General features: G+C 60.5%; 14 protein-coding genes and 2 pseudogenes. 6 read left to right on the top strand and 10 right to left on the bottom strand.

Features of this window, described 5'->3' with window-relative positions:
• Positions 1-19 precede the first annotated feature (19 nt).
• Together BLV67_RS00165 and BLV67_RS00160 are read left to right on the top strand one after the other, a co-directional pair.
• Complete coding sequence (locus BLV67_RS00165; RefSeq protein ID WP_244160683.1) at positions 20-262, top strand: hypothetical protein; 243 nt, start codon at positions 20-22, stop codon at positions 260-262.
• Positions 249-563 carry a helix-turn-helix domain-containing protein gene (locus tag BLV67_RS00160; RefSeq protein WP_069787928.1) on the top strand — a complete coding sequence of 105 codons (315 nt, stop codon included), beginning with the start codon at positions 249-251 and terminating at the stop codon, positions 561-563. The genes BLV67_RS00165 and BLV67_RS00160 overlap by 14 nt, the downstream gene beginning before the upstream one ends.
• 27 nt (positions 564-590) lie before the next feature.
• Here BLV67_RS00160 and ddlA read toward each other — a convergent pair whose 3' ends face one another.
• The gene (gene ddlA / locus BLV67_RS00155) at positions 591-1,685 is read right to left on the bottom strand and encodes a D-alanine--D-alanine ligase (RefSeq protein ID WP_065929694.1); all 1,095 of its coding nucleotides are present in this window, start codon (positions 1,683-1,685) and stop codon (positions 591-593) included.
• 44 nt (positions 1,686-1,729) lie between these two features.
• Complete coding sequence (locus tag BLV67_RS00150; RefSeq protein ID WP_069787927.1) at positions 1,730-2,368, bottom strand: LysE family translocator; 639 nt, start codon at positions 2,366-2,368, stop codon at positions 1,730-1,732.
• 137 nt (positions 2,369-2,505) lie between these two features.
• Between BLV67_RS00150 and BLV67_RS00145 the strand changes: the two genes are divergently transcribed.
• Positions 2,506-3,315 carry an AraC family transcriptional regulator gene (locus BLV67_RS00145; RefSeq protein ID WP_069787926.1) on the top strand — a complete coding sequence of 270 codons (810 nt, stop codon included), beginning with the start codon at positions 2,506-2,508 and terminating at the stop codon, positions 3,313-3,315.
• Positions 3,316-3,378: 63 nt separating this feature from the next.
• Here BLV67_RS00145 and BLV67_RS00140 read toward each other — a convergent pair whose 3' ends face one another.
• The 4 genes and pseudogenes from BLV67_RS00140 to BLV67_RS00130 all read right to left on the bottom strand — a co-directional run bounded on the left by BLV67_RS00140 (position 3,379) and on the right by BLV67_RS00130 (position 5,768).
• Entirely contained in the window at positions 3,379-3,954 is a 576-nt protein-coding gene (locus tag BLV67_RS00140) for a flavin reductase family protein (RefSeq protein ID WP_069787925.1), read from the bottom strand.
• 60 nt (positions 3,955-4,014) lie between these two features.
• Positions 4,015-4,446, bottom strand: a pseudogene (locus BLV67_RS33570) (methyl-accepting chemotaxis protein); the annotation flags it as partial.
• Positions 4,447-4,554: 108 nt separating this feature from the next.
• Positions 4,555-5,241, bottom strand: a pseudogene (locus BLV67_RS33565) (PAS domain-containing protein); the annotation flags it as partial.
• Between the two features lie 194 nt (positions 5,242-5,435).
• Positions 5,436-5,768, bottom strand: a complete 333-nt coding sequence (locus BLV67_RS00130) for a DUF2790 domain-containing protein (RefSeq protein WP_065929699.1) — start codon at positions 5,766-5,768, stop codon at positions 5,436-5,438.
• Positions 5,769-5,994: 226 nt separating this feature from the next.
• Here BLV67_RS00130 and BLV67_RS00125 point away from each other — a divergent pair, with 226 nt between their 5' ends.
• The 3 genes from BLV67_RS00125 (at position 5,995) to BLV67_RS00115 (ending at position 9,723) form a co-directional block, all read left to right on the top strand.
• Positions 5,995-7,314: an OprD family porin gene (locus BLV67_RS00125; RefSeq protein WP_069787924.1), complete on the top strand. Its 1,320-nt coding sequence runs from the start codon at positions 5,995-5,997 to the stop codon at positions 7,312-7,314.
• 343 nt (positions 7,315-7,657) lie between these two features.
• Positions 7,658-8,332: a heavy metal response regulator transcription factor gene (locus tag BLV67_RS00120; RefSeq protein ID WP_069787923.1), complete on the top strand. Its 675-nt coding sequence runs from the start codon at positions 7,658-7,660 to the stop codon at positions 8,330-8,332.
• Complete coding sequence (locus BLV67_RS00115; protein WP_069787922.1) at positions 8,329-9,723, top strand: heavy metal sensor histidine kinase; 1,395 nt, start codon at positions 8,329-8,331, stop codon at positions 9,721-9,723. The genes BLV67_RS00120 and BLV67_RS00115 overlap by 4 nt, the downstream gene beginning before the upstream one ends.
• A gap of 163 nt (positions 9,724-9,886) precedes the next feature.
• Here the strand turns inward: BLV67_RS00115 and BLV67_RS00110 are convergent, their stop codons facing one another.
• The 4 genes from BLV67_RS00110 to BLV67_RS00095 all read right to left on the bottom strand — a co-directional run bounded on the left by BLV67_RS00110 (position 9,887) and on the right by BLV67_RS00095 (position 16,402).
• Complete coding sequence (locus tag BLV67_RS00110) at positions 9,887-13,021, bottom strand: CusA/CzcA family heavy metal efflux RND transporter (protein WP_069787921.1); 3,135 nt, start codon at positions 13,019-13,021, stop codon at positions 9,887-9,889.
• Between the two features lie 18 nt (positions 13,022-13,039).
• Positions 13,040-14,146 carry an efflux RND transporter periplasmic adaptor subunit gene (locus BLV67_RS00105; RefSeq protein ID WP_069787920.1) on the bottom strand — a complete coding sequence of 369 codons (1,107 nt, stop codon included), beginning with the start codon at positions 14,144-14,146 and terminating at the stop codon, positions 13,040-13,042.
• A gap of 18 nt (positions 14,147-14,164) precedes the next feature.
• Positions 14,165-15,385 carry a TolC family protein gene (locus BLV67_RS00100; protein ID WP_069787919.1) on the bottom strand — a complete coding sequence of 407 codons (1,221 nt, stop codon included), beginning with the start codon at positions 15,383-15,385 and terminating at the stop codon, positions 14,165-14,167.
• Between the two features lie 111 nt (positions 15,386-15,496).
• Complete coding sequence (locus tag BLV67_RS00095; RefSeq protein WP_069787918.1) at positions 15,497-16,402, bottom strand: cation diffusion facilitator family transporter; 906 nt, start codon at positions 16,400-16,402, stop codon at positions 15,497-15,499.
• Positions 16,403-16,536 lie beyond the last annotated feature (134 nt).

Below are 16,536 nucleotides of genomic sequence, written 5' to 3'. Positions count from 1 at the left end.
AGAGGAAAGAGGCGTTTTCATGGCTTTTCTAGCCAGCCATCCTGAAGTCGGAGCGGTTGTGCCTGGTTCGGTTGGCTGCCGCAAGGTTCGTTGGAGCCAGGACGGCCGTGGAAAAAGTGGAGCGGTGCGAATCATCTACACCACACAATTGGCTTGCGGCGCCCTGGTAGCTCTACTGATCTACGGAAAGGGCGCTACCGAGAATATTCCAGCGCACATCCTGAACAAAATCGCGAAGGACATGAACCATGCCACTCACTGAGAAACAACTGAAGGAACGTGACGCCAAACGCAACATTGGCGAAGAGTTGCTGGCTGCCATTCAGGATGTGAAAGCGGGACACTATGGCGCCGTACATCACGTTGAAACCACTCAAGCAGCGGAGGCAAGAAGTAAGACAGGACTGTCGCAATCCAAATTTGCTGAGCTTTTGGGGGTTTCGGTAAGAACGCTTCAAGAGTGGGAACAAGGCCGTCGCGCGCCCTCAGGCGCGGCGCGTTCACTGTTGCACATTGCAACCATAAGACCAGACGTGTTTCGCGAGGTGCTTAGTAACGCCTGATGGCGTTACTAGTCCGCTGTCGGGTCATTATCGGCTGATCTTAAGCCCCTTACGCCCTGCATGCCGCTCCAGCGCCAGCTCGATCAACCGGCTCACCAGCTCGCTGTAACTCATCCCCGCCGCCTGCCACAGCTTCGGGTACATGCTGATACGTGTGAAGCCTGGCAATGAGTTGATCTCGTTGATCAGCACTTCACCGTCATCGGTGAGGAACACATCAACCCGTGCCAGACCCGCGCAACCCAATACCTCAAACGCTTCGATAGCCAGGTGGCGAATGCGCTCGCTGGCTTGGACGCTGATATCGGCCGGCACCACCACTTGGGCCGCCTGCCCGTCGATGTATTTGCTGTCGTAGGAATAGAAGCCGTTGCTCACCACAATCTCGCCACAGCCGCTGGCGATGGGGTTGTCATTGCCCAATACGGCGCATTCGATTTCACGGCCTTGAACGGCAGATTCCACCAGTACTTTCTCATCGAACCCCAAGGCCAGCTCTACGGCGGCCTGGTACTCGGCTTCGTTACCTACCTTGCTCACGCCCACCGAGGAACCCTGGTTGGCGGGTTTGATAAACATTGGCAAACCGAGCTTATTCACAGCCGTTTCGAACGAAGTACGCGCTGCATTGCGTCGGGTCAGGGTGATAAACGGTGTGACGGCAATACCGGCATCGCGTAGCAGACGCTTGCTGACGTCTTTGTCCATGCAGACCGCTGAGCCCAGCACGTCGGAACCGACGAAAGGCAGGTCGGCCATGCGTAGAAGGCCTTGTAGGCAGCCGTCTTCGCCAAGGGTGCCGTGGACGATCGGGAAGATTACGTCGATGTGTTCCAGCAGGCCCTGCCCGGAGGTTTCCACCACTTGCTGATTGGCCTTGCCCGGTACCACTGCCAGTTCGCGGTTGGAGTGGTTGAGAGCGATGAGCGCCGGGTTTTCCTGGTTGATCAGGAAGTTCGACGTGTCGTTGAGGTGCCAGTGGCCGGCCTTGTCGATGCCGATCAAGATGGGTTCAAAGCGCGAACGGTCCAGCGCATCGACGATATTGCGCGCCGACTGCAACGAGACTTCATGCTCGGCCGAACGGCCACCAAAAATAATACCTACCCGCACCTTGCTCATGACCCGGCCTCACCATTGAAAGTAAGGCTTCTTACCATGAGCGGTCAGCGATTCGCTACCAGATGTGCGCCGAACAGCAGGTAGCAACCCCCGGCAAAGCGGTCGAGCCATTTGCGTGAACGCGCGTAAAGGTTGGCCATGCGTTCGCTGGAAAACACCAGGGCAACGCTGGAATACCAACTGAACGACAAGGTGGCCATGGTGATGACCGCCAGGGTAAGCAGCGCTGGCGAAGGGGATGGCGGCATGGTCGAGGCAAAGGCCGTGGCGACGAACAGCGCAGCCTTGGGGTTGGACAAATTGCCCAGTAACCCGAACCGCCACGCAGAGAACAATGAGCGGCGCGGCGCGTCGGGCAGAACCGTCTGGCCCGAAGCCGGAGCCGAGCGTTTGAACAATTTGAGCCCGAGGTAGATCAGGTAACAACCGCCGATGATCTTGAACGCCAGGTAGAGCATCGGCGCAGCAGTAAACAGCGACTTGATGCCCAGGCCGCCCGCCAAGCCCCAAATGATCGTGCCGCTGGCCACGCCCGCCGAGGCCACAACGCCATGGCGCCTGGAGCAGCTGGCAGCCAACTTCGCGGTGTTGAAAAAGTTTGGCCCAGGCGTCACCACAGCAACCGTCCACAGCAGTGCCAGCGAGACCAACGGGGCCACATAGGCGGGGTTGAAAAAATCCATGGGCCAGCTCCGTCAGCGCAGTGCACGAACCTGGATCATAGGCCTCGACTCACGCTTGCACAATCGTACAAGACCCCGGCAGACAACCGCTGCAGACTCGGTTAACGTGTTTCCACCACTACATGTGACAAGTCATCATGGGCCAACCCACTTCCACCCTCGACTGGCTGCACCGCGCCCCGCACGCCAGCGGCCTGGACCGTATCGAGGCGTACTTTGCCGGTTTTGCGTTCGACCCGCATCGCCACGACACCTACGCCATCGGGCGCACCTTGTTTGGCGTGCAGAGCTATCACTACCGCGGTTGCATGACCCACAGCCTGCCGGGTCGGACCATGGTGATTCACCCCGATGAATCCCATGATGGCCGCGCCAGCAGTGTGGAGGGTTTCAAGTACCGCATGATTTATGTGGAGCCGGCGTTGATCCAACAGATTCTCGGTGGTCGGCCATTGCCGTTTATCCACAACGGTTTGTCGACTGACCCGCGCCTGTTTCGCGCCAGCGAAGTGTTGCTGCAAAGCCTGGACTGCCCGATCGACCCGATGCAGGAACAGGACGCCCTGTTCGACCTGGCACACGCGCTGAACGCGGCATCCGGCGCAATCATCAGCCGCAAATCCTTCGATTATGTTGCCGCCGAGCGCGCCCGTGAGTTTATCCACTGCGCCCTGGGCCGCAGCATCACCCTGGATGAAATGGCCGACCACTGCGGCCGCGATCGCTGGGCGCTGTCGCGAGACTTTCGTTTGTTGTTCGGCACCAGCCCCTACCGCTACCTGACCATGCGACGGCTGGATTTGGTGCGCAGCTTGCTGGCCCAAGGCCAATCGCTGGTGGACGCGGCCCTGACCGCAGGGTTCACCGACCAGAGCCATATGACCCGGCAATTTCGCAGCACCTACGGCATGCCGCCGTCGCGGTGGGTGAAGATGCTTGGGCGCTGATTGGCCCATCTGAAATGCGATTAAACCTGTGGGAGCTGGCTTGCAGCACGCTGCAGCCGTGGCTTACAACTGGCGCCCGACAACCGGCGCGCCGATGCTGAGGAAATTGCCGCCGGCGATATGGTGCAAGGTGCGCAATTCGTCATGCCCTTCGAAGTGCCAATGCCCGTCGCTGAACACGCGCTCGTCGGCGTAGGCGGCGACCACTTCGCCGAGGAACAGGTCGTAGGTCTGCTGGTTGTGCGGCTCGGGCAGCAAGCGGCACTCCAGCCAGGCCACGCAGCCTTCCAGCAGCGGTGCCTGGGTGTGTTCGCCACTGAAGGTGTGCAGGCCGTAGGCGGCGAACTTATCCGTTTCCGAACCGCTGGTATTGCCGACCGTCTGCACCAGATCGGCCTGGGCCACACAGGGCACTTGCAACACAAAGGTGCCGGCGCCTTCCAGCAGTTGCCGGGTCCAGGTGGACTTGTCCAACACCACGGCGACTTTGGGCGGTTCAAAATCCAGCGGCATGGCCCAGGCGGCAGCCATGATATTGCGTTTGCCGTCGTGGGCGGCACTCACCAGCACCGTCGGCCCATGGTTGAGCAAGCGGTAGGCCTTGGACAGCGGAACGGGGCGACGGTGGGTCGGGCTCATGGAGGGTCGGCTCTTCAAGCAAGAAAAAACCTACGATACCTCAAGCATAAGCCCTACGGGTCAGCTCGACAGCTGATTGGCGAACTGCCCCACCGCGCTGACGACTTTTTGCGCGCCGTCCTGAATCTCCACAATCACCGTGCCCGCCTCGGCCGCCAGGGCCAGGCCTTGCTCGGCCTGCAGGCGACCGTCGTTCATCAAGGTGACCGCATCGCGGGCCATGTCCTGGTTCTGGCGCACCACGCCGACAATCTCTTCGGTGGCTTTGCTGGTACGCGAGGCCAACTGACGTACCTCATCGGCCACCACCGCAAAACCACGGCCCTGCTCACCGGCACGCGCCGCTTCAATGGCTGCGTTGAGCGCCAGCAGGTTGGTCTGTTCGGCGATGCCGCTGATGGTCTTGACGATGGTGCCGATCACTTGGGATTGCGCATTCAACGCCTCGATGCCATCACCGGCCTGTTGCATGTGCTTGGCCAGATCACGCATCACATCCACCGCCTGGGTCACTACAGTGGTGCCGCGCTGGGCGCTGTTGTCGGTTTGCAGCGAGGTGCTGTAGGCGATGTTGGCAGCTTCGGCCACGGCTTGTTCCCGATTGACCTGATCGGTAATCACCGTGGCGAACTTGACCACTTTGTACAGCCGGTCATTGGCGTCCAGCACCGGGTTGTACGTAGCTTCCAGCCAAACCGTGCGGCCGTGGCTATCGATCCGCTTGAAGCGTGCGGCAACAAACTCACCGGCGTTCAGGCGCTTCCAGAACTGTTGGTATTCGGCGCTGTTGTACTCCTGCGGTTCGCAGAACATGCGGTGATGTTTGCCCTGGATCTGCGCCAGGCTGTAGCCCATGCCACCGAGAAAGCGGTCATTGGCCGTGAGTACATGCCCGTCGAGGTCGAATTCGATCACCGCCGTGGAACGCACCAGCGCAGTGATCAGGTTTTCGTGCTCGCGCGACGCCTCGATGGTGCGGGTGAGGTCGCTTGAGTAAATCGAAAAATGCTTGATGCGCCCTGCCGAGTTGCGCACCGGCTGCACGATCGAGCGCAGCCACGCTTCCTTGCCGTTGCCACGTATCAGGCGCACGGCGCCGGCGAAGTGTTCGCCGCGCACCAGGGCATTTTTAAAGCGCAGCTGGAATTCGTCCTGACGCACATGCGGCGGCACCAGCTCATCAATGTGACGCCCCACGATGTTGCTGGCCTGGTAAACCAGTTCTTGCAGGAAGTTGGCATTGGCCCACTCCACCCGGCCGTCGGCGTCCAGCGTCAGGCACAGCATTTCACTTTCCAGGCTCTCCTTGACCTGCTGCAAGCTCGACAATTCTTCGCGAAGAGCAGACAGCTCTTGCTTGAGGCGGGTATTGAACATGGGGCACCGATGGGCTTTTGGGGAGGTGTGTCTGACCTGCATCGGCGCTGCCGGCGTTTTCTGAAGCGCTTTTTTTCGCCGCCCCCCACTGTTTTTTGGATCCATTAACCGCCGTTGTTTCGACACACGCCCATCACTTGATACTCCAGGGTATTGAGCTTGCCGGTGGAGTCTTCATAGGTCATGCGCGACGGCACCGCCTCGCAGGCGCGGATCGGCGGCGTCACGTTGACTACCTTCTCAATGTCCAACTCCATGCCATAGCGATAGGTCTGCACCTCGGGCGCGGGTTTGCCCTTCTTTTCGGCGTAAGCGGCCATGGCCTTTTCATTGCGCTCCATCATCAGGGCAAAAGTGCGGTCCCCGCCGCCTTCGGCCAACGCGCCAAAAGACAGGGCAGCGACCAAGACACCCAGGGCAACTTTAAAAGCATTCATTATTAGTTCCTCGTCTGAAAAGTTCAGTGACGAGATTAATCAACCAACCCTGACGCAATGTTCACCAAAGCATTACTTATTTGTTAGGTGGCCGTAAGTTTCCAGAATTGTAATGTTCACGCAATGAGTTCGTTATCCACGGTTTGCAACTATCGGCCCGGGCCAGATCAATAAGAACGCCCGACTCTATAAGAAGCTGAAAACTGCCAATAACCAGGAGCGAACCATGCGCATTACTAACCATATCCTTCCCTTATCCTTGCTCGCCGCACTGCCCCTGGCGGCCGTAGCCGTAGAGACCAAGCCCGAAGGTTTTATCGAAGGCAGCCGCGTGAACGTGCTGGCGCGCACGTTTTACTTCAACCGCGATGATCGCAAGGGCCAGTCAAGCCCTACCGGCAACGGTTACTCCGAGGCCCTGGCGCAAGGCTTGACCGGCAAATTCGAATCCGGGTTTACCCAAGGCACTGTAGGGTTTGGCCTGGATGCGTTTGTCATGTACGGCCTCAAGCTCGACTCGGGCACCGGTCGCAGCGGCGGCAAGGGTTCGTTCGCGGTGTTGCCGGTAGACAGCGACAACCACCCCGAAAGCAGCTACAGCAAATTCGGCGGTGCGGCCAAACTGCGGGTACTGGACACGGTGATAAAGGCTGGCGATGTGTTCCCCGCCACGCCGGTGGTGGCCGCTGGCGATTCGCGCTTGTTGCCGCAAAGCTTTCGCGGCGTCACCGCGCAGAACACCAGCCTTGAGGGCTTGAGCCTGCAAGGCGGGCGCTTGAGCGGCATGAGCCAGCCGAGCGAAAGCGGCATGAACAAAGGCTTTGCGACCTTCTATGCAGGCAAGGTCGACTCACCCTGGATCGGCTATTTCGGCGGCGACTACACGGTGAACAAACACCTCAGTGTCAGTGCGTACAGCAGCCGCCTGAAGGACGCCTGGGACCAGTACTACGTCGGCATCAACGCCAGTTACCCGCTGAGCGACGACGTGTCCTTGTTCGGCGACGTCAATTATTACAAGGCCGTGGACGAAGGCAAAAAACTGCTCGGCGAATTCAACAACAACATCTGGAGCGCCAGGCTCGGGGTCAAGGTTGGCGCCCACAGCCTGGCCCTCTCGCACCAGCGCAACAATGGCAATGACGACTTCGACTACCTGCGCCAGTCGGACTCTATCTTCCTCAATAACTCGATCCAGTACAGCGACTTCAACTCGCCCAAGGAACGCTCGTGGATGGCGCGCTACGACCTCGACATGCAGGCCTTCGGTATTCCCGGCCTGTCATTCATGACCCGCTATGCCAAAGGCACCGGCGCCGACTACAGCAACGCCAACGCGGTGTACATGCGCCGCGACGCCGCCGGTAACCCGCTGACCGATCAACGCCGGTGGGAACGGGATATCGAGGCCAAATACGTGGTGCAAAGCGGCAGCCTCAAGGATTTGTCCTTGCGTTTACGCCAGGCCACGGTGCGCTCCAGTGCGTTCGAGTCAGACCTGGAGGAAGTTCGCTTGATTGCCGAGTACCCACTGGTTGCACTGTGACTCCTTACATTCGCTTGCCGTTAACTAACATCTGTTCACAAATAGCCAGTTATCAAAACTGTAATATTGAGCTCAGCTTCCCGTTAAGTTGAAGTTCCTATACTCGGATCAACTTATTTGCACCGAGCAACATTCATCTCTAGAAGCTTTTTTGTAGCTCCTTTGGAAAGAGATGAATTTTTAACGCCCCTCGGGGCGTTTTTTTTTGCGGGCAGGTTTAGCAGCGACCAATGGTCGCAGTTGACCCTGAAGCTACTTCACAGTTCAGACTTTTCCTACTCACAAAACACCTGATTCCATAAGGAAATGGAGCCCTTCTCCCCCAGTAAAAGGTAAAACCCCCATGCGTATCCTTGTGGTTGAGGACGAGCAAAAAACCGCCGACTACCTGCAACAGGGCCTGAATGAAAGCGGCTATGTAGTGGACTGCGCGTCCAATGGCATCGACGGCCTGCACCTGGCCGGGCAGCACGCCTATGAGCTGGTTATCCTCGACGTCAACCTGCCGGGCAAGGATGGCTGGGAGGTGTTGGAGCAGCTTCGCCGCAATGGCACGCAACGGGTGATGATGCTGACTGCCCGTGGCCGCCTGGCCGACAAGATCAAGGGCCTGGACATGGGCGCCGATGATTACCTGGTCAAGCCCTTCGAGTTTCCCGAGCTGCTGGCGCGAGTGCGTACCCTGTTGCGGCGCAGTGAGCATATCCCGCAGCCGGACGTGTTCCGCGTATCGGACCTGGAACTGGACCCGCGCCGCCATCGCGCCTATCGCGGCCCCCGGCGTATCGACCTGACCACCAAGGAGTTTGCGCTGCTGCAGGTGCTGATGCGCCAGACCGGCGAAGTACTGACCCGTACGCAGATTATTTCGCTGGTGTGGGACATGAATTTCGACTGCGACACCAATGTGGTGGAAGTCTCCATCAGCCGCTTGCGGGCCAAGGTCGATGACCAGAGCGAGGTGAAACTGATCCACACCATTCGCGGCGTGGGTTATGTGCTGGAGGCGCGCGGATGAAAGCCGGCAGTTTGTCGATGCGCCTGGGCTTGACCGTCAGCCTGATGGGCGCGGGCCTGGTGCTGTTGCTGGCGACCCTGGCGTACGTGGCGCTGACCCACGAGCTGGAAAAGCTGGCGCGCAAGAACCTGGAAAGCAAGATGGAGCAGATCCAGCACAGCCTGGCCCAAGGCCTGGACGCCAACCGCATTCGCGCCCGCCCGCACTCATTGATGGACCTGGTGATCGGCCACGACAATTTCTACCTGACCATCGTCGGCACCGCGCCGGATGAAAGCGTACTGCTGAGCATTGGCGCCAAGCCCCAGGAGCCTTTGCTGACGGACTTCGCCCCCAGGCAAACCCTCGGCTACCTCAATTGGGCCGACAGCAATGACAACCAGGTGCTCAGCGCCTCCAGCCTGATGCGCCTGGCCAATGGCGAACGGGTGCGCGTGCTGCTGTCGCTGGACCGCATGGACGATCAAGCGTTGCTCAGTGCCTACCTGCGCGCCACCTTGATTGCCTTGCCGATGCTGCTGATCCTGATCGGCATGGGCGCCTGGTGGCTGGTGCAACGCGGGCTCGCGCCGTTGAAGCAGTTCAGCCATGTGGCGGCCAAAGTCACCACCCAGGACCTGACCCACCGTTTATCCATCGACAACCTGCCCCATGAGCTGGGCGAATTGGCCCATGGCTTTAACGTGATGCTCGACCGTCTGGACGCGGGGGTGCAACAGCTGTCGCAATTCTCCGATGACCTTGCCCATGAAATGCGTGCGCCACTGACCAACCTGATGGGCAAGGCCCAACTGACACTGTCCCGCCAGCGGCCACCGGAGGAATACAAAGCGGTGCTGGAATCCAACACCGAAGAGCTCGAACGCCTGGCGCGCATCGTCTCCGACATGCTGTTTCTGGCCCAGGTCAGCCATCCGGCCGCGCGGGGCTCATTTACCCACGTGTCGCTGGCGGACGAGGCCCATCGCGTGATGGATTTGTTTGCCTTAAGTGCCGAAGACAAACAACTGACCCTGACCCTCAGCGGCGATGCCCAGGTGCAGGGCGACCGCCTGATGATTCAACGTGCGCTGTCCAACCTGCTGTCCAATGCCATTCGCCACAGCCCGGCGGCCTCGCATATTTCGCTGCTGGTGGAGGCCTATGGCAATCAGGTTGCGCTGTCGGTCAGCAACCCCGGCCCCGGAATCGAGGCGCAGCACCTGCCGCACCTGTTCGAACGTTTCTACCGCGTCGACAGCAGCCGCGCCCGCACCGAAGGCGGCACCGGGTTGGGCCTGGCCATCGTGCAATCCATCATGGCCCTGCACCAGGGGCAGGCTGACGTACGCAGCCTGCCCGGCGGCTTTACCTTGTTTCGCCTGGTGTTTCCTCGGGTACTGCCTGAATAGGGAGTGCGCACTTCAAACCCCAGCAATTCGATGTGGGAGCTGTCGAACTCCAGCGAGGCTGTAAAAGGTGGGTCAGGCAACTTATATCTCGCCTGTGCCGCCGCCTTCGCAGCCTCGCTGGGGCTCGACAGCTCCCACATTTGATTGCTGCACTGCATACGCATCATTCCTCCCTGCGATGCGCCCACTGGTAAAGCGCCGGCAGCACCAGCAAGGTCAGCAACGTAGAGGAAATAATCCCGCCGATCACCACCGTCGCCAGCGGCCGCTGCACTTCGGCGCCGGTGCCGGTGGCGAGTGCCATGGGGATAAACCCGAGTGACGCTACCAGCGCCGTCATCAACACCGGGCGCAAGCGCGTCAGCGCGCCTTCGTTGACCGCCAACGCTAACGGGCGCCCTTCTTCACGCAGGTTGCGGATAAAGGCAATCATGACCAGGCCGTTCAGCACCGCCACACCCGACAACGCGATAAAGCCCACACCCGCCGAGATCGACAGCGGAATATCGCGCAGCCACAACGCCATGATTCCACCGGTCAAGGCGAACGGAATCCCGGTAAACACCAGCAAACCATCCTTGAGGTTGTTGAACATCATGAACAGCAACCCGAACACCAGCAGTAACGCCACCGGCACCACAATACGCAAACGCTCGGAGGCTTCCTTCAACTGTTCGAACTGGCCACCCCAGGTGGTCCAGTAACCGGCGGGCACCTTTACCTGGGTGCTGATGGCCGTCTCGGCCGCCTCAACAAACGAGCCGATATCACGCCCTCGCACGTTGGCGCTGACGATCACCAGGCGCTTGCCATTCTCGCGGCTGATCTGGTTCGGGCCGAGCACCAGGTCCAGGCTCGCCACCTGGGACAAGGCAATAAACCCCAACTGCCCCGCCGCATTACCGGCCTGGGCAGGCACCGGAATCAACAGCCGCGACAGGCCCTCGATATCGGTGCGCAATGCGTCGGATAACCGCACAACCATGTCGAAACGCCGGTCGCCTTCGTACAACGTACCGGCCTGGCGCCCACCCACGGCCACGGCAATGGTGTCCTGCACATCGCCCACATTCAGGCCAAAACGTGCGGCCTTGTCACGGTCGATATTGATCGTCAGCACCGGCAGGCCGGAGGTCTGTTCCACCTTCACCTCCGAGGCGCCATCGAGCTTTTGTAAGGTTTCGGCGATTTCCCCGGCGGTCTTGTTGAGCACCGCCATGTCATCGCCAAACACCTTCACCGCCACGTCACTGCGCACCCCGGAAATCAGCTCGTTAAAACGCAACTGGATCGGTTGCGACAATTCATACGCACTGCCCGGCACAATCGCACTGGCGCGCTGGATATCGGCGATCAGCGCTTCGCGCGACTTGTTCGGATCCGGCCATTGGTCCTTCGGCTTAAGCATCACGTAGCTGTCGGAAATGTTCGGCGGCATCGGGTCGGAAGCGATTTCCGCCGTGCCGGTGCGCGCAAACACCCGCTCGATTTCCGGCACTTGGGCGATCAGTATTTTTTCCAGCTGCTGCTGCATCTGCACCGATTGCGTCAGGCTGGTACCGGGTACGCGCAAAGCCTGCTGGGCGAAGTCGCCTTCGCTGAGGCTGGGGATAAATTCGCTGCCCATGCGACTCGCCACCGCGCCCGAAGCGACGATGGTCAATACCGCCAAACCGAATACCAAGGCACGACGCGCCATGACCCAATCCAGCACCGGCCCATAGACCCGACGTGCAGTGCGCATCACCAGGTTTTCTTCTTCCTTGACCTTGCCGGTCACGAACAGCGCTATTGCGGCGGGCACGAACGTCACCGACAGAATCATCGCGCCCAGCAGCGCAATCACCACGGTAAACGCCATGGGATGGAACATCTTCCCGGCCACGCCAGTGAGGGCGAAAATCGGCAGGTAAACCACCATGATGATCAACTGCCCAAAGATCAGCGCCCGCCGTGCTTCCTTGGCCGCCGCGAACACTTCGTGCAGGCGCTCGCTGCGCGTTAACAACCGCCCATGCCGCTGCTGTGCATGGGCCAGGCGGCGGATCGCGTTTTCGACGATCACCACTGCGCCGTCGACGATGATGCCGAAGTCCAGCGCACCGAGGCTCATCAGGTTGGCGCTGACCTTGTTGGTGAACATGCCGGTAAAGGTGAACAACATTGCCAGCGGAATCACCATCGCCGTGATCAACGCCGCGCGGATATTGCCCAGGAACAGAAACAACACCGCGACCACCAGCAGCGCGCCTTCGAAGAGGTTTTTCTTCACCGTGGCGATGGCTTTTTCCACCAGGTTGGTGCGGTCGTAGACCGTGACGGCGACCACACCGGCGGGCAGTGAGCGGTTGATCTCTTCGAGTTTTTTCGCCACGGCCTGGGACACGGTGCGGCTGTTTTCGCCGATCAACATGAACACCGTGCCCAACACCACTTCCCGGCCGTTTTCGGTGGCCGCGCCGGTGCGCAACTCGCGGCCGATTTCGACTTGCGCCACATTGCGCACGCGGATCGGCGTGCCATCCGAGCTGGTGATGACAATGTTGGCGATATCATCAATCGACGCCACCTGACCCGGCGCACGGATCAGCAATTGCTCGCCACTGCGCTCGATGTAACCGGCGCCGACGTTGGCATTGTTGCGCTCCAGCGCCGTGACCAGATCACCCAACGTCAGGTTGTAGGCCGCCAGGCGCTTGGGGTCCGGGGCTATCTGGTATTCCTTGGCGAAGCCGCCGATGGTGTTGATTTCGGCCACGCCCGGCACATTGCGCAGTTGCGGCTTGATGATCCAGTCCTGGATCACGCGCAGGTCGGTCGGCGTGTAGGGCGTGCCGTCGTCCTTGCGCGCGCCGTCTTCGGCCTCGACGGTCCACAGGAAAATCTCCCCAAGGCCGGTGGAGATCGGCCCCATCGCAGTTTCGATACCCAACGGCAATTGCCCGCGTGCCACTTGCAGGCGCTCGTTGACCAATTGGCGGGCGAAGAACAGGTCGGTGCCGTCTTTGAAAATCACCGTCACCTGGGACAACCCCGCGCGCGACAACGAGCGCGTCTGCTGCAAACCCGGCAACCCGGCCATGGCGGTTTCAATCGCAAAGGTAATGCGCTGTTCGGTTTCCAGCGGTGAAAAACCGGCCGCCGCCGAGTTGATCTGCACCTGCACGTTGGTGATGTCGGGCACCGCGTCGATGGGCAACTTCTGATAGCTGGCGATGCCGACACCGGCCATCAACAGCACCGCCAGCAGCACGATGAGGCGCTGCTCGATGGCAAATTGGATAAGGCGCTCAAACATGGGGAATCACTCGCAGGATCAATGGGCGTGCTCGGCCGAGCCTTTACCCAGTTCGGACTTGAGGATGAAGCTGCCGACGGTGGCCACCTGCGCCCCGGCTTCAAGGCCCTGGCGCACTTCGACGTAGCCGTTTTCGCTTACACCGAGTTCGAGGTGGCGGGTGATGAAGCCCTGCGCAGTGCGCACGAACACCGAAGGTTTGTCCTCGACGGTCTGGATCGAGGTTTGCGGCACGGTAACTTTGGCCTGGTAGGTGTCGGTGGCCAATTGCACCGTCACAAACAGGCCCGGGCGCCAGGCGTCATCAGGGTTAGGCACGGTCACGCGCACGGTGGCGGTACGCGTCTGCTCGCCGAGCAAATTGCCGACGTAGGCCACAGTGCCCTGCACCTCGGTACCCATTTCCGTGGAGATGACCTTCACCGGTTTGCCGACCCGCACCTTGTTCAAATCCTTGGGGAACACGCCGAAGGTGACCCACACCTGGGACAGGTCCGAGAGCGTGAAGGCGTTGCTGGTCTCGCTGACCACTTCGCCGACGCCGAGGTGTTTTTCCACCACCACGCCGGCAAACGGCGCTCGCAGTTCATAACGATTGCCACCGACCAGAACCGCGCTGCCGCTGAGCGCGGTCATCTTCTGGCGCGCGTTGTTCAGAGCGATTTCGGCCTCTTGCAAGGTCTGCCGCGCCAGCAGGTAATCCTGCTCGGCGGAGATTTCGTCCTTCCACAATTGGCGCTCGCGCTGGAAGGTAGTGCGCGCCAATTCGACCCGACGCTCACTGGCTGCCAGCTCGCTGCGCTGGTCGGAAATTTGCTGGCTGGAGATGACCGCCAACAGCTCGCCTTTCTTCACCGACTGCCCAAGGTTGACCTTGACCGCCTCCACCACACCGGCCGCACGCGGGACGATGTGCGAGGTACGGTCCTCGTCGAATCGCACTTCCCCCGGCAGCGTCAACACCGTGCTGATCGAGCGCGGTTGCGCCTGGGCGAGTTGGATACCGGCGGCCTGGATCTGCTGTTCAGTGAGTTCAAGCGCGCCTTCTTCTTCATCGGCGACGGCAAAGCCAGACAGCATCAAGCCCAGGGCGACGGCCAGCGCCACGCCATGTGTATGTTTCATAAAGGACTCCAGAAAAAATCAAAACCGGGCGAGGTCGCCGTAAATCCGTTCGATACGCACCCAGGCATCCGTGGCCTGGGCGGTCGCCGCGAGGTATTGGGTGCGTGCGGCGATCAAGGTGCGTTGGGCGTCGAGTACGTCGAGGAAGTTGAACTTGCCCATCTCGAAGCCACGGGTGGCGCTGTCCACCGCGCGTTGGGCGGCGGGCAGGATCTGTTGGTTGAAGGCGCGCACTTCGGTATCGGCGGTTTGCCACAGGTCCAGAGCCTGGCGGGTCTCGGTGCGCAGGCGCAGTTCGACGGCGTTGCGCAGGTCGCGGGCCTGGTCGGCGCGGCGGTTGGCGGCCAGCACATTGCCCTGGTTGCGATTGAACAATGGGATCGGCATCGACACGCCCACCACGTTCACACGTTCACGCACGCTGGCGTCGTACTGGCTGCCGATCGATACATCGAGGTCGGGAATCCGCTGGGCTTTTTCCAGGCCCACGCTGGCCTCGCTTTGCTGGATGTGCAGTTCGGCCAGGCGCAACTCAGTGGTTTGCTCCAGGCGCGCCAGCAAGGGTGCGGAGGGCGGCAACGGTGGTGCGGATCGGCTTTGCGTGGCGACCGCCTGAAAGTCAGGGTTGGCGCTGCCGGTGCTGGCGGCGAGACGGCGGTAGGCATCCGTGAGGCCGATCTGCGCGCGATTCAGTTCAAGGCGGATCTCCGACAGTTGCACCTGGGCGCGAGTGGCTTCTACCGGCGACGACTTGCCAGCTTTGACGCGGCCATTGGCGACCACCAGGCCGCGCTCGGCCAAGGCCATCGAGCGTTGCGCCAGGTCGAGGCGTTCCTGGGCTCGCAGGGCGCCGTAGTAGCTGTCGATCACATCGGCGCGCAGGCCGTTGCGACGTTGCTCCAACGTCAACGCGGCGGCATCCTGAGCGCGCGTTGCCACATCGATACGCGCCCCACGCTTACCACCCAGCTCCAACGTCTGGCTGAGTTTTATCGTGGTGGTACGCGAGTTGCGGCGGGTGTCTTCGGCATCCCAGGAAGCCACTGGATTGGGGATCAAACTCGCCTGCTGGCGGCCGCCTTCGGCAATATCGATTTCCCATTGCGCGGCGGCAAGGTCGGGGTTGTTGGCGAAGGCGGTTTGCAGGGCTGAATCAAGAGTCAGGGTTTGCGCCTGGGCAGCGTTCGCCGCTACCCACAACGCTGCGCCCCCCAAAAATGTTCTAAACGAAAGTGCCATAACGAGAGTTCCACGCCCATGAAGTCGCTGAGGTTTCCCAGCGGGGGCAATGTAGCTTTCGCGACTTATCAGAGCGGTGGAGCAAAGATTACAAATCCGACAGGCACAGGCTCAAGCGTGCACCTCGTCAGGGTCGTCGTGATGAAAACCTTCGCCTTCGACCTGCAAGGTGACGTGGGAAATCTCGAATTGTTCGTGCAGCAATTCCGTCACCCGCGTGAGGATCTGTTGCTCGGTGCCTTGGGACGAATCCGCAACCAAATGCGTGCTCAGTACATTCTTGCCGCTGGTCAGCGCCCAGATATGCAGGTCGTGTACGTCATTGACTCCAGGCACGCTGCGAATGGCCTGCTCAACCTGATCGATATCCATGCCGTCCGGCACGCCCTGCAGCAGGACATTCATGCTTTCCTTGAGCAGCGTCCAGGTGCGTGGCAACACCCAGAAACCAATCGCCGCCGCCACCACGGAGTCCACCCAGCCCCAGCCGGTAAACATGATCACCAGCGCCGCGATGATCACGCCGATGGAACCGAGCATGTCGCTCCAGACCTCCAGATAAGCGCCCTTCACATTCAGGCTCTCACCGCTGGCAGCACTGAGCAGGCGCATGGCGATCAGGTTGACGATCAGCCCCAATACCGCAATCACCAGCATGCCGGCGGACTGGATTTCGGCTGGCGCCTGCAACCGTTGATAGGCCTCGTAAAGGATGTAAAACGCTACGGCGAACAGCAGCAGCGCATTGAAGGCCGCCGCCAGGATCTCGAAACGCGCATAACCAAAAGTGCGCTTGCGGTCGGCCGCACGCTTGGCGACCTGAATGGCCACCAGGGAAATCGCCAGGGCCAGGGCGTCGGTCATCATGTGCGCGGCGTCGGACAACAGCGCCAGGCTACCGGTGACAAAAGCGCCGATAACCTCGGCAATCATGAAGCTGCCGGTCAGCCCCAGGGCCATCCATAACTTGCGTTCGTGGCCGGCACGTACTTGGGCGTGGCTGTGTCCTGCGCTCATGAAATGTCCTCGTGGTTTGTAGTCCGTTGATCATAGAGCTATAGGCCAAATTCCCGCGCATACCTTGCAAACTTGTCACGCGCCCGCCAGCTCATCGTTAAATTGAGCGCACCAAAATCGCCCATGCAAGCGCT

Origin of the sequence: Pseudomonas salomonii (assembly GCF_900107155.1) — a bacterium.
Classification (GTDB): domain Bacteria; phylum Pseudomonadota; class Gammaproteobacteria; order Pseudomonadales; family Pseudomonadaceae; genus Aquipseudomonas; species Aquipseudomonas salomonii.
This window is presented reverse-complemented; position numbering and strand designations above follow the sequence as displayed.

What these genes read in the sequence shown, in the direction of transcription:
- BLV67_RS00095 (WP_069787918.1), bottom strand. Translation starts at nt 16,402, where the DNA reads ATGAGCGCAGGACACAGCCACGCCCAAGTACGTGCCGGCCACGAACGC.
- BLV67_RS00100 (WP_069787919.1), bottom strand. Translation starts at nt 15,385, where the DNA reads ATGGCACTTTCGTTTAGAACATTTTTGGGGGGCGCAGCGTTGTGGGTA.
- BLV67_RS00120 (WP_069787923.1), top strand. Translation starts at nt 7,658, where the DNA reads ATGCGTATCCTTGTGGTTGAGGACGAGCAAAAAACCGCCGACTACCTG.
- BLV67_RS00130 (WP_065929699.1), bottom strand. Translation starts at nt 5,768, where the DNA reads ATGAATGCTTTTAAAGTTGCCCTGGGTGTCTTGGTCGCTGCCCTGTCT.
- BLV67_RS00115 (WP_069787922.1), top strand. Translation starts at nt 8,329, where the DNA reads ATGAAAGCCGGCAGTTTGTCGATGCGCCTGGGCTTGACCGTCAGCCTG.
- BLV67_RS00140 (WP_069787925.1), bottom strand. Translation starts at nt 3,954, where the DNA reads ATGAGCCCGACCCACCGTCGCCCCGTTCCGCTGTCCAAGGCCTACCGC.
- BLV67_RS00150 (WP_069787927.1), bottom strand. Translation starts at nt 2,368, where the DNA reads ATGGATTTTTTCAACCCCGCCTATGTGGCCCCGTTGGTCTCGCTGGCA.
- BLV67_RS00110 (WP_069787921.1), bottom strand. Translation starts at nt 13,021, where the DNA reads ATGTTTGAGCGCCTTATCCAATTTGCCATCGAGCAGCGCCTCATCGTG.
- BLV67_RS00160 (WP_069787928.1), top strand. Translation starts at nt 249, where the DNA reads ATGCCACTCACTGAGAAACAACTGAAGGAACGTGACGCCAAACGCAAC.
- ddlA (WP_065929694.1), bottom strand. Translation starts at nt 1,685, where the DNA reads ATGAGCAAGGTGCGGGTAGGTATTATTTTTGGTGGCCGTTCGGCCGAG.
- BLV67_RS00125 (WP_069787924.1), top strand. Translation starts at nt 5,995, where the DNA reads ATGCGCATTACTAACCATATCCTTCCCTTATCCTTGCTCGCCGCACTG.
- BLV67_RS00105 (WP_069787920.1), bottom strand. Translation starts at nt 14,146, where the DNA reads ATGAAACATACACATGGCGTGGCGCTGGCCGTCGCCCTGGGCTTGATG.
- BLV67_RS00145 (WP_069787926.1), top strand. Translation starts at nt 2,506, where the DNA reads ATGGGCCAACCCACTTCCACCCTCGACTGGCTGCACCGCGCCCCGCAC.
- BLV67_RS00165 (WP_244160683.1), top strand. Translation starts at nt 20, where the DNA reads ATGGCTTTTCTAGCCAGCCATCCTGAAGTCGGAGCGGTTGTGCCTGGT.